The organism is Lysobacter sp. CA199 (assembly GCF_052078715.1).
Lineage (GTDB): Bacteria > Pseudomonadota > Gammaproteobacteria > Xanthomonadales > Xanthomonadaceae > Lysobacter.
In genome coordinates this window covers 1-13,274 of the sequence record NZ_JBQJIL010000027.1, presented here as the reverse complement: position 1 = coordinate 13,274, position 13,274 = coordinate 1, and the positions used below count along the sequence as shown (strand labels likewise).

Sequence of the window (13,274 nt, the reverse complement as noted above, 5' to 3'; positions counted from 1 at the left end):
GCACAGCGCCTTGAACTACAGACCACCAGCGCCCGAGGCCTTCATGCCTGCCAACGCAAGTGCACATCCACGTTTAGCCGCTTAAACTAACTTTACTTCTGGACCAGTTAACGCAGGCCAGTCAGTAGTAGCCTTCATTTTGACGCCCATGGCTGCATCGCCATCGTGTCCGACCGAGGTGGCCAAGAGCCGGGTTCCATAGGCGCGCGCGAATTGAAGGGCTTATCGATCATACAAAGCTGGCTTGCACTCGGGACATAACGCGGACGGCTGCGACGTAACCAAAGCCGATCGACGCGGTTCGGCACGGGCCCGTCCGTCGGACTGTGTGGAGTCCCGCGTTATGTTCGAGATCATCCCCGCAACCCGCGTTGCCGGCGCCCGGAACCAAGCGTACCGTCACCCGAACCGATTGGTTTCGGGAGCCCGCCCCGATGAAAGCCCTGTCCCAGGCCACTTTGGCCGAACTCGCCCTCGCCGGCGCCGTCCGCGGCTACACCCTGCACGGCCACGCCGACGGCTACGTGCTCTCGGTCCAGTACGGCCTCAGCGAAGGCGTGCTCACGGCCAAACGCGGCGGCCCGCGCCGCTTTGCCCGCATCGAAACCGCGTTTGCCTTGCTGCGTGATCTACGCGTGGCCGTCGTGGAGGTGCGGTTGGCCCCGGCACCTGCGCCGCGGCCTTACCGGCGCGGCCGCCCCGAGGCCCTGGCCGCCCTCGACAGGCTGCACCGAGACGCGGGCGGGGGCGCGCCGAGCTCGTCGCCCCTACGTCGGTAGGCACGGTGTAACGTTCGCAGTGGTTGCTTTGATCGCGGTGGCGGAACCGCCATCCAGGTCAAATGGGCATCGGTGATGCTACGGTGCTTCCCGGCCCGGGGGCGAGGGCTCGACCCGGGTGAGCGGTGTTTCGCGGGTTAAAGGAATGAATCGGTCACGCCCAGGAGCAACGGCATGGATGCGGTGGCGAAAAAATATCTGCAATACATCCAATACGCATTGGCCGACGCGGCGCGCCTCACCCCCCGCCTGAAAGACGACGACCTTGTTCGTGTCACATTCAATGAAATTGACGGCGGCGTTGTCGGCGAGCATGCGCGGAAAAAAATGCATGCGTTGGCGAAGCAACTGCGAAAGCGGTTGGGCCAGGCCGAGCAGGAGGACGACCGGAGTTGGCCGATTGGGGTGGTGGTCCTGCCTCGGGTCTATGGGCTTCGTCCTGACCGTGGCGAATACGACAAAACGTTGCCGCGAACCATTGCGCCTCTGATGCTGTTCGCCAAGCTTGACCGGGACGGACGACTGAGCCCAGACCCCTCTCTCAGCACGCCCGCCACGATTCCACGTGACGTGCTGGAGCCCAATCGCCGCAACGTCAGCATTGGACGAGTGGAGGATGCCGACGTCGCGTACGCAAAGCACGAGAAAGCCCCGACGACCTGGGCGGATCTGATGCGACGCGGAATCGATTTGGTCACCGAGGTGACCCAGAGGGGGGCGGCCGACGGCATCGCGTTCGATGAGCTTGAGATTGATCGCTACGAACGTCTGGACACCGCATTGATGCTTGTTGCGGGCAATTCACCGGCGACATTTTCTATCGTGCGGTTGTTGGAATTGCTGCAGGCCCAAGTCAATCCCGATGTTCCGTTGTTCGATGAACTGATCAACAAAGCTCAAGACCGTTCCTTGCTATCCCCGGCCCAGCAGCTCAGCGCATCTGCTGCGCACCTGGGGCAGATGGAGCGTGAGTACCCATTGTCCGCGTCTCAACGTGAGGCGCTGATGCATCACCTCGCATCGGACAAGGGGGCGAGCCTCTTGGCGGTCGACGGGCCGCCCGGAACCGGAAAGACGACGTTGCTGCTCAGCGCGATCGCGAGCTTATGGGTGCAGCACGCGCTGAATGAGGCTGAGCCACCAATCATCGTCGCAACCTCGACTAACAATCAGGCGGTCACGAATATTCTCCATGCCTTCTCGAAAGTAAAAGAGGGGGATGGCCCGCTCGCGGGTTGCTGGCTGGACGGCATCGAAAGTTACGGTCTCTACTGGCCCGCGGCGAGCAAAGCCAACCGGGACTTCGATTTCCCCGTGCACGAGATGCAGGACAAGGGGAAAGACGCCAAATTTGATGCGAAACGCTTCGAAAACAAGGTGTCGCTGGATGAGGCGCGGACCGCATTCTTGCAGCGGTTCACGACCGCATTCGATATCCGGGAAGCGTTCACGCTTACCAAAGCGGTTAAAGCGCTCCACGAAAAATTGAAGGGACAAGCGACCTTGATTGAGCGCGCCATCGCCGCACTCAAAGAAGTTGCTGACTTGGTCGGACAGGAGGAAGCGTCCGATGCTTCAGTGGAGGAGTTCCAGACGGTGCTGCAGGCCGAGTGGGAGCAGCGCAATAGCGAGGTGGGGCAGGCGGAAGCGCTACTGGCCGCGGCCCGGCAGCTCAAAGCCGATTGGGCCCATCATCAAGCCACTGAGTCATGGTGGACATCCTTTGTATGCCGTTTAGGTTTTCGTCAAGGGCGTCGACAGCGAGATCATGCGTTTTGCGTGCAGGCCGTAGCTTCGAGGCCCAGCTTGTTGGATGACCAGTTTGCTGAGCTATCGAGCCGACCAGAGATTGAAACGGCGAGTCACGCACTGGTCGAGCACTGTCGCCAGGCGCTTGCGGATGCAGGCGCGTGCGCGGCACAGGTGCAGGGCCGTATGCGTAGGTTGGCGTCCGCTATCGAGATCCTGAAAGTGGTGACTGGCGGTCAGAGTATTGAAGCCGCTTATGTCCAAGGGGCATTGGACGTTGGTCCGCGCTTTACCGCGTTCAAGGTGGCCACGCATTATTGGGAAGCACGCTATTTAAGGCACTTGGAAGAGCAATTTCTGGTCAGAGACACTATCCAAGACAGTAAAGCCCCGGCGCGTTTGATGGCGCAATACAGGCGCCTAGCGATGGTGCACCCTTGTTATGTGGCGACCTTGTTTACGCTGCCGGACAAATTCATCGCATGGCCTTCCCCCAAGGAGTCCGTGGCCATGCTTAACGAAATCGATCTCTTGATTGTCGATGAAGCCGGCCAAGTGTCACCCGAAATTGGCGCAACAGCGTTTGCACTGGCGAAACGCGCTCTAGTTGTCGGCGATGTCGATCAAATCGAGCCCATCTGGGAGATTCCCGATCGCATCGACGGGGCAAACGCCTTACGAAGCGGCATGGCAGAGAATGAGTTGGCGTTGCAAGACTTTCGCGAATCGGGCATGTCCGCGGCGAACGGTAGCGTCATGCGCTTGGCGCAGCGGGCAACGGTCTATGCGAAGTTCCCTGAGCGTGGGCGCGGCATGTTCCTGTCGGAACACCGACGCTGTTGGCCCGAGATCATTCGCATGTGCAATGTCTTGGTCTACAACGGTCGCTTGCAAGCGATGCGCCAGGATGATGGCCCCCGACCCATTATGCCATCGGTGGGTTTCGTTCACATCCCTGGCAGGGACCATCTTCGTGGCGGCAGTCGAGACAATCCGACAGAAGCCAGTGCGATCGCCAAGTGGTTAAAGGATCATAGAGACAGTATTCAAGCCGCTTACGGTGGGGAGGCGATCGGGAAATTGGTGGCGGTAGTCACTCCGTTCTCAGCGCAAAGCAAGCAGGTGGCCGCAGCCCTCAGTATGCATCTGGGGAAAGATCATGGAATAACGGTGGGCACGGTGCATTCTCTGCAAGGTGCTGAACGAAGGGTGGTGATATTTTCACCAACTTACGGTCTTGGGGTGAGCCCGGGGGCGACCTTCATCGATCGCAACGCATCGATGTTGAATGTGGCGATTTCGCGAGCGCAGGACGCCTTCATGGTGTTTGGCAACATGCATCTATTCCACCCCAAAGGCGACCACCCGTGTGCAGTCATCGGGCGCATGCTGTTCAAGCATGGCGAAGAGATCACGGACGTGGACACGGAACTTCTTTTGCCAGGCAGTGACTCCCTTTCAGGGCAGCTTTGCAGGTCATTGGAAGAGCACCGGGCTGTTCTGCAGGAAGCCATGGCGACTGCACAGAAGACATTGGTGATTGTGTCTCCATTTCTAACGGAGTCCGCGCTTACTGCGGACAATATCGAGCACGGCATTCGCGCTGCAACAAACCGTGGTGTGAAAGTCCGGGTGCTGTCTGACGAGCAGCTCAACGATGCGAAGAGGGACGAGTTCGCTCGTTGTATCAATCGCTTGGAGAAAGCAGGGGCCGTCGTGCGGTTGGCTGTCACCCAGGGTGTCCACAGCAAAATGTTGCTGGTGGACCGTTCTTGGCTCGTTGTCGGCTCGTTCAATTGGCTATCTGCCGTTCGCAACGAGCGCAGTGCTCTGTCACGCTACGAATCATCCATGCGTTACCACGGTGATGACGCCTTCGAAATGATCAGTCAGTCGTTTAGAGACATCCAGGAATTGGTAACGCCCAGGATGGCCGCCAGTGCCGTTTAGATAGATCGCCACCCATATGACCATCGCCGGTCACGCTGGGGCTATCCGTGGCTCTATGGTGCATGACAGATTCGAACCAGGCTTTATGATCAAGAAGGAACTATTATGACGCCTGAAATCCTTTTTTGCATCGCTGCCCTAGCCGTCGTGCTCGTTTCGCTCCTGGTAAAACTCTTGTCGCGCCGACCGGCTGAGAAAGTATTTAGATGCTCTCGTTGCAGCACAGCCTCCCGGCACAACGCTCGAACCATTGAAGCTTGGCGCAACAACAAGACGAAGTTCTACTGCCAATCTTGTCATTCGAAGTGGCTCCAATCTCAACCAGCGCGGGAGCTTGGCCGTTCATCTGGCCGGACTCGTGGCTCTGGGTGTCTGAGTGTGATTGCTTGCATGCTTGTCGTGCCGCTTGCCTATATCGTTTTTAGAGCTGGCGTTGCTTAGTAGCCTTATGTCGAGGGGGTGCCCAGTTTCTACGGCGCCAAAGCCCGCAGTCGGAATGCTTGTTCGGAGCCCCCATGGTTGAGTTCGAAATAGTTGACGACCAGCTTCACTTGATCTACAGCCCGCGAGACGGCTCCTCGTGGGTACATCACAGATTCGCCGATGGAAAGCCTCTTGTCATCAAAGGGACGTTCCACCTTAGCCAGATCCAACTGGTCGAGGAACTTCCCAGTGATGAAGATCTTGATCCCGATGACAAATCGATACGTTTCGTGATTGCGAGCGTAGAAGGCGATTACATTCGCTTCGACCCAGAAGTACTGCCGGTGGGTTGCCCCGTTCTCATCGCGAAGGACGCATTGCTAACCTGGAAGTGGTTTACGTCGGAAAAGCGAACGTCAATTTTCCAGGCCGTCGCAGACCTCAAGCCGTCACGCATTGTCATTGGCGGCCCGGAACAGGATGCGATACCCGTCGTCGAGTACGAAAACCTCGTCAAGCGATTTCCAAGTGACCACGAGCTTAAGCGGTACGTTCTCGCACGCGTAGCGTCCGTTGTCCGCGAATACACCGACGCAAAAGTCGATGCTGAAAGTCTTTACCAGAAATACGTCGGAAAACGACTCGGTCGAAAGGCGAAGGACTTTCAGTCATTATTTCGTGAGCAAGAACGGCGCAAGTATCGCTATCTATACGATCGCCTCGTGCAAATGCTTAAATCCGAAGAGACCTACTCTGAAGCCTCGTGGCAGGCCGAGATCCTGCAGATTGTGCGTCTGTTAAATCCTAAATACATAGCAGCGTTTGAGCGCGTGCCCGTCAAGGATTTCGACCGAGATACGGTGAGAGAGCTCGACATTCTTCTCGTGGATGCATCTGGAAGCGTCGACGTCATTGAAATCAAGAAGCCTTTTGATAAGTGCATCGTCACGGAAGGCGTCTATCGAGGTAACCACATTCCAATGCGCGAGCTATCTGGGTCGGTGATGCAGCTCGAAAAGTACATCTACCATCTGAATCGATGGGGTCCGGCAGGAGAGGAATCTCTAACGCTTAGATTCGCCAGTAAGCTACCTGATGGCTTCCTAGTTAGGATCACCAATCCTTGCGGAATTATAATAATGGGGCGCGACGATAGGTTGTCTACGCATCAGCGACGTGATTTCGAGGTGGTCCGCCGTAAGTATAAGAACGTAGTCGATATCATGACTTACGATGATCTGTTAAGAAGGCTTGAGTTTGTTGTAAGCCAGCTCGGGTTCGGACCTTAACGATCGATAATGCGGGGGCGAAATGGCAACGAACGATGTTCTGCTGCTTGATGGCGTAATAGACGATCTGCTGCAACAGGGGGTCGGCAGTACTCGCGGAGAAGCCTTCGAGCTATTCGCGTTAACTCAGTTACTGAAGGAGTGGGACCTCAGTCAAGACGAAATTCGTGCAGGGTGGGTCGATGGTCGGCAGGACGGGGGCATAGATGGATTTTACGTAATCGTCAATGGGCACTGTCTCATCGATGTCTCTGACTTCGTGTGGCCGAAAGGTAATGCGGAGATAGTTCTGCATCTGGTGACTTGTAAGCACGCAAGTACCTTTAGCCAAGCTGCAATAGACGCTCTGATTGCATCGTTCAGTGAGCTATTAGATCTCTCTATTTCGGAGCAAAGTCTAAAAGGCGCTTACTCAGAGCATGTGCTCGTATGCCGTGCTCGACTTTTGCAAGCATACAGGCGATTGGCTCCGAGACTGACAAGCTTTCAAGTTGCGGTGTCGTACGCTTCGCGCGGCGATAGCAGTAACGGAATCGGTACTGAAGTACGAGCTCGCGCTTCGCAAATCCAGGATGTTCTCGCGCGGCACTTTGATTCGGCGACTATCCGATTTGAGTTTATAGGATCGACAGAGCTGATCAGTTTGCACAGGAAGAGGCCAAAGTTTTCGTTGTCATTGCCATTTGTTGCGTCGTTGAACAATGACGGGACATATGTGCTTTTGGCGAATCTCGCTGACTATTACGAGTTTTGTTCCGATGAAGGAGGAAAGCTTCGTCGATACTTATTTGACTCGAATGTTCGGGATTTTATGGGTCTTAATCGTGTAAACCAAGACATTGCGACCACGTTGGCTGATGATGGGTCGCCCAATTTTTGGTGGCTGAATAATGGCGTCACCATTCTCGCGATAAGCGCATTCGTCACGAACAGTACTTTGCATATGGAGAATGTGCAGGTGGTGAATGGCCTCCAGACAACTGAATCAATTTTTCGGCATTTCGCTTCGCAGGACCGGCAAACGATTCGCCATGACCGACGCTCAGTTATGGTGAAAGTGATCGTAACCGAAGATGTGGTGGCGCGAGATCGCATCATTCTTGCAACTAACAACCAAAGTGCAGTTGAGCAAGTTTCCCTGCGCGCAACTGACAAAGTTCAACGTGACATTGAGGAGGCTCTAAGGGGCTCAGGAATCTACTACGAGAGACGTAAGAATTATTATGTGAATCAAGGGGTCGCGGCCTCAGACATTGTGGGCCCGATGTATTTGGCTGCCGGGATACTGGCGCTTGTCCAGCGGGAGCCATGGACAGCCGTCGCGCTGCGCCAAAAAAGCCTGCGCTCTGAACAGTTCTATCAGGGCCTATTTAGTGACCGGCTTCCTTTGACTGTTTGCTCGCCAATAGTCCGACTTCTAAAGCTGGCAGATTCAATCCTGGAGTTGTCGCGTCCTCCAAGTTCGTCGGACCGATTTCTAGTTAAGAATCGCTATATCCTTGCCTATATGTCTCTGGCAAGGCATCTCGGGACGTTCGACTACGCGACCGCCGATCTCGCCTTGGTGGTGTTTGACAACCGCTTGGCCGATCTTGTACGAGAAACATGGCGCGTGATTCCAGAACGCGTGATGAAATCAGGCTGGAGAAGCAAATCAGCCGTAAAGGACCTGTGCCGTCAATTTGCAAGCGACTACGAACTGGGCGGCCTTAGGCGCGTACTTGGGACCGACGACAGAGTGAGCAGACCAAGGCGCGACACTCGGCCGCCGCAGATATCAAGTCAATTCAAGGAAGACGTTTTCAACGCGCTGCCTCGCCAGCCGTGGAAGCCTGGTACGCACATTGACGTGTGCAGGCAGCTCGGCTGTTCACCCGCAGAACTATTCAGTGCGGTCGATCTGCTCGTGGAAGACGGCTTGCTCCTCCGTCAACGAGATGGCGTGCTTTACGAACTAGATGGCTCGGTAGCAGGGTGCGACCCTGAGCGAGTCACTCTAGACGACAACGGCAACCATGTACTGAAATCATTTTAGTACGCTGAATAAGGATTGTGCACGAGTGGTGCCATAAACACTGGGGCCGCGTTTCAACCAAGACCAACGCACGGCAGCGGCTGCCTACGAAAGCTTGGGCGATCCAATCCGTGACGCTGCGGCTTAGGATGCGGAAGGTCGAATAAATTTTAGGGGGTCGACAGTGCTCCGACCGATCACGCAGAACGCTGGAACAACGCAGCGCGAACGCTATTTGGCGGCACTCGCGTCGAGCCATTTTTTTTCCCTATGGTCTTACCCCTGTCTTTCGCGGCGAGCGAAAAAGGGGGTAGCTAAAGAGCTTGCCGACTTGACGGTGATATTTGGCGACGACATCGTCCTATTTTCAGATAAGGACATCGCTTGGCCATCTCACCCTGACATTGAGGTCGCTTGGTCTCGCTGGTTTCGTGCCTCGATTTTGGAATCCGCCTATCAGCTCTGGGGTGCTATGAAACACCTCCAAGGGCCGGATCCCGCCATTTTCCTAGATGCTAAGTGCGAGACTCCCTTTCCCCTGCCTGTAATGTCCGAACGTACTCGTATCCATCTAATCGCGGTCACGTCGAATAGTGTTAAACCTGCCCACGCCTATTTCACCGAGATTGGCGGCCCAGGCAGTAGCGGTACGCTAATGCACGCTTTCGGTGTGCCGGACATAGACGAGGGTAAGCGTCCGTTCGTGGTCGGAGACCTGGATAAGAAAAGGCCCTATGTCCACGTCTTCGATGAGGAGACCCTCGATCGCGTGCTATCCGAGCTAGGAACAATCGGCGACTTCGTGCACTACCTCGCCGAAAAAGAGACAGCCATCCGCGCAGGCAAGCTGTCTCTTTACGCTGGGGAGGAAGAGCTATTAGCGTTCTATCTTCAAGAACAGACCCCCGCCGGCTACGGCAGTCTGCCTTTCGCGGGTCCCACCATAGCCGCTGGCTACAGGGTTAACATTCCGGAGGGCGAATGGCTTCTTTACACTCAATCGGAGTCGTACCGAGTACGCTCGCAGATGAGAAAGAGGGCTCGCGAGTGGTTTGAGCTTATCGAGCCGTTCTGCAAGGCGGTCTTAGCAGCGGAAACCGGCGAGGCAAATGAAACACCTTTGCAAGCACATGAAGTCGCACTCCGTGTTGCGGCCTCGGAGAATCTAGCTTCACGCGCTCGATTGGGCACCGCGTTCGTCGAAAAATATGACAGTATTCCAGTGGGCGTCCGCTCGTCGCGCATGGCTCCTTCGATTTGCCACCCGGGGCGAGTCTATCTCTTCGTATTCGTGCCATGGATCCGTCAGGGCGTGACATACGATGAATATCGGGCTTATCGCTTAAAGGTGATGGAGGCTTACGCCGCAATTGCGCAGCTGAGATTTGAGGGTATCGCCGAAGCAGTCGTCATAGGAGCGCAGACAGCCGATGGAAGCGGCACGCGCTCCGAGACCATGATCTACGTTAAGTACGACGGGCCTCTCTCAGAGGAGCAGAGTGCTCGTCTTTCGGAATTTTCGGCAACCGAGCAGATTCTGACGGATGTTCAAATCCGACCGCATTCAGTCAAGTCGTTACGTCGCTATGGGCGGAATGATCCCTGCCCATGCGGATCGCTAAAGAAAAATAAGAAATGCTGCAACATCTCCGGCCCGCGGCATGGAACGGTGTACACGAGCCGGTTGGACTAGCAGAATTGCTCGGTGAAGATTGTCGTCATTAGGTTGAATTCCTCGCCGCTAACCCTCTGGTTCTGAGCGCTCCAGACCGACTGTTAGCCAATGGTAAGAAGGGGTAGACGTGCTGAGGTAAGTGCCTTTGGCGTGAACGCAATCCTATTGAGACGCCACTGACGCCTCTCTTGCTTTGTCTCGGCTCATGAGACTATCTGGGCTCGAACGGAGAGGGGCTTTAAGTTGGACGAATTTCATCCCGCCGCTCATCCTGCTGTAATTGCGAGCGATTCGAGTAGCGTAAGCGAGGACGGTGCGGAGAGCTTAGCGTCGCTCCCTTGATATCTGCGAGCTCACCGAGGCCAGGAACTGATCAAATCCGCCGCCGGCGGCTTCCAGTGCGGTGTATACGACACTCATCGGCACATTCAATTTGAATCGACGCTGGATTCCTTGACCTGTCCACGGAACCTCCTCAATCACACCATTAGCCAGAAGCGGCGGAATGACTCTATCGAAAAGAACTGGAGCCAGAATTCGACCCGTGCGTTTCTTCAAAATCGATTCATCGACATGCGTGCGACGCATAAATGAGCGGAAGAGTCGTTCCGCCGCCTTCGTACGATCGTCCTCCTCTCGTGCACTTTCGTCGACGTCGAGAAGACCAGCCGAAACTGTCGCATTTGCACTGGCCAAATGGCGATGGATTACACGTGGATCAAACGACTGTAGATCATCGGTCCCTCGAACGACTAGCGAGTCGATCTTACAATCTACGAAGCGAACCTGGTTGAGGGAGACACCAGAGTGCAGCTCCAGACGCTCGAACTCACAATTCACGAATGCCACCTGCTCGACGCAATCGACGCCGATCAACGTTGGCTGGAATACGCACTTTTCAAAGGTAATACCTCTCAAGCGTGTACCTTCCAGCGCTTCGGCAGGGAGGAACAACCGTTCAAGCACTAACCCGTTTTGCTGAAATCCAATGGCCTCTGCGAGTCGAATGAGCAGCGAACCGCAGTTTTCCTTGCAGAAGCTGAAGCTAGCCTCGTTGTCATTGATATGCTGTAACATTTCTAGCACAGGCATGACGGTGATTTCATGACGCTCAAGGTACTGAACGGATTGCTCCAGTGTCGCGGCGGGAACTAAGTTGGTTTGTAAGAAGGTGTGGATGTCGATTATCCGGCACTGCTCAAGAAGCCCGCCCAGACTTTCGCCCAGGTAGAAGCTCTGGAAGTCCTCATGATCGAATGCTAGGCCTGTGCCCCGGGCCAGATCGGATGAAAGGAGTGAGTGTTGGCGCACTCGCTCTTTGATCTGACGATTGACCTGGTGCGTTTTTCCATGTGCGTCGCAAAAGAGATCCACGATTACATCGACGACGTCGTAACGCAGCGTCTTGGTACTGGTCTGCCACATCTCTTGCGCAAGCATGGCCAGCAGTATGTGATGCTCCTGCGCGGAAATCAGCGGCTCACGTGCTTCACCTGTGACATGCGCCAACCATTTTTCTGATGCTTCGCGTTGGATAATAGCGTCAACGAAAGTGTAGAAATAATCGTGAGGATGCGATCCGAGCGCATTGGCAAGCTGCTCACGATCCTCCGTGCGCTCGGCAACATCAAACAAGCGCTTGACAAGCACAGCGCGAGTCAGGAGGGGGTGATCGCTACCCAGGCGAGCTTCGACCATTCCATAGATTGATTGGGCATCCACCACATCGCGGCGAAGGCCATAGTTGAGGAAGATGCCCTTACTCCAGCGCTGAAGCTGCAGCCGACTGAAGGTCGCATTGCGATCACCGATGGCGTCAAACAGACGCGCCTGGGTACGGAAACTGAGATAGTCGAAGAAAGCTTTGCGCGCGGCAATGACGACTGACCCACTGGACTGAAGTGACTGGACGAGGTTGCCCAGTGCAGATACCGCCTCGCCCTTTGACCCCTCGACCAGCATTTCCTCGTACCCGTCGAACGCCGGAACGATTACGTTCATCTTCACCAGTTGCAGGAAGGCGTCGTAGTAGTAATAGCCAAAGCGAAGTCGATTTGAGAGCGCTGCTACTACGGCGTCGTCAAAGGTTAGGAAAGCTCTACCACTAAGGGGTATAGGCACAATTAGGGAGGAGGACTTTTTCTCTTTGTAGAGCATGGCCTGCGCGTGCGCCACCTTGCTGATCAAAGTGGTCTTGCCCTCGCCGGCGTCCGAGGTCAGATAAAGCACTGAGGTCGCGCCAGGCACAAAAGTTGTGGCGGCTCGACTCAGTGCGTCGGCTGCGTTCGGCTCGATGCGCTCCTCGTCCTCTTGATCATCGGACAGTGCAAGGTCGCCCACAATCGTCGCATTTGGAGCAACGAAAGGTGACCGGGATTCCTGCTCCGGGGTGAGCTTCGTGGTGGCGATGATGCGGTCAGCAAGCTGGGGAAGTTTTGCGACGCGTTGAATGATCCAACTCCGCCAGTGCTGCGAGCTATCATTTTCCTCCACCATGATTTCGCCATGTGAATCGAAGGTCAGCTTGGCATCAATCAGGTCATCGCGAATCTGCGCAGTAATTCGGCCGTGACGAACTTCTACATCCGACGGCTCGTCGGCGAAAGTAATGAGAATCTGCTTAAGATCGTTGATTTCCATGGCCGCCAGCTAGATAGAGATCTGTTGAAAATAGTGTTGAATCGTCTGCGGAAGCATGTCCACGAGTGATCGGTGTGAGGAGCCAGACTGGTTGGGATGAATTTGAGTCACGCCACATCCTCCTTTGATGGCCAGTAGAACCCCAGGCCAGATGTCTGTGTCTGATGTGATCACAACAATATCCTTATCGCAGTCTATGAGTGCTGCATGCGCCATATCGGCTACCATTAAAGTGTCCACCATTTTTTGCTCGTCGCGGACGAGTAAATCCTTCGGTGTGTTCGCGCAACCGGTGGTTATGCAGGCGGATTGATGTGTAAGTTTAGCGAGAAAGCCTAGGCCGCACGCCGCAGGATCAATACACGGGGAACTGTGAGAGGCGCGCGGACGAAACGAGCGAATCGATCGATCTTTCGCCAAAGTCGTCGGAAACACGCTTGAAGATCCCAGAGGCGATAACGCCAATTGCACTACGAGGCGTATCTTCGATGCAGAAGGCGCGTGCCCCGGGCGCGCGATAAAACGGTGGGATCCGGCGGTAAGCTGGGGAATGAGCTGTTGAGCCCGCGTCGTCGCCTTGGATGCGGTCCGCCAACCGCCATAAAGACGGACCGTCAGTTCAGTCTCGCTGACTGGCCTGCGTTAACTGGTCCAGAAGTAAAGTTAGTTTAAGCGGCTAAACGTGGATGTGCACTTGCGTTGGCAGGCATGAAGGCCTCGGGCGCTGGTGGTCTGTAGTTCAAGGCGCTGTGCGG

General features: G+C 55.5%; 6 protein-coding genes. 5 read left to right on the top strand and 1 reads right to left on the bottom strand.

Annotated elements, in window-relative coordinates; all coding sequences use genetic code 11:
• Window positions 1–434 precede the first annotated feature (434 nt).
• The 5 genes from ACTOWJ_RS29195 (at window position 435) to ACTOWJ_RS29175 (ending at window position 9,897) form a co-directional block, all read left to right on the top strand.
• Window positions 435–779, top strand: a complete 345-nt coding sequence (locus ACTOWJ_RS29195) for a hypothetical protein (protein WP_441338152.1) — start codon at window positions 435–437, stop codon at window positions 777–779.
• 174 nt (window positions 780–953) lie between these two features.
• Window positions 954–4,478, top strand: coding sequence for an AAA domain-containing protein (locus tag ACTOWJ_RS29190; RefSeq protein ID WP_441338151.1), 3,525 nt, complete (start codon window positions 954–956; stop codon window positions 4,476–4,478).
• Between the two features lie 515 nt (window positions 4,479–4,993).
• A complete protein-coding gene (locus ACTOWJ_RS29185; RefSeq protein ID WP_441338150.1) occupies window positions 4,994–6,190 on the top strand; it encodes a Shedu immune nuclease family protein in 1,197 nt (398 codons plus the stop codon).
• 22 nt (window positions 6,191–6,212) lie between these two features.
• The gene (locus ACTOWJ_RS29180) at window positions 6,213–8,225 is read left to right on the top strand and encodes an AIPR family protein (RefSeq protein WP_441338149.1); all 2,013 of its coding nucleotides are present in this window, start codon (window positions 6,213–6,215) and stop codon (window positions 8,223–8,225) included.
• A 163-nt stretch (window positions 8,226–8,388) separates the two neighbouring features.
• Window positions 8,389–9,897 carry a YecA family protein gene (locus ACTOWJ_RS29175; protein WP_441338148.1) on the top strand — a complete coding sequence of 503 codons (1,509 nt, stop codon included), beginning with the start codon at window positions 8,389–8,391 and terminating at the stop codon, window positions 9,895–9,897.
• 306 nt (window positions 9,898–10,203) lie between these two features.
• On the opposite strand, the gene ACTOWJ_RS29170 is transcribed toward ACTOWJ_RS29175, so the two are convergent.
• A complete protein-coding gene (locus ACTOWJ_RS29170; protein WP_441338147.1) occupies window positions 10,204–12,519 on the bottom strand; it encodes a hypothetical protein in 2,316 nt (771 codons plus the stop codon).
• Window positions 12,520–13,274 lie beyond the last annotated feature (755 nt).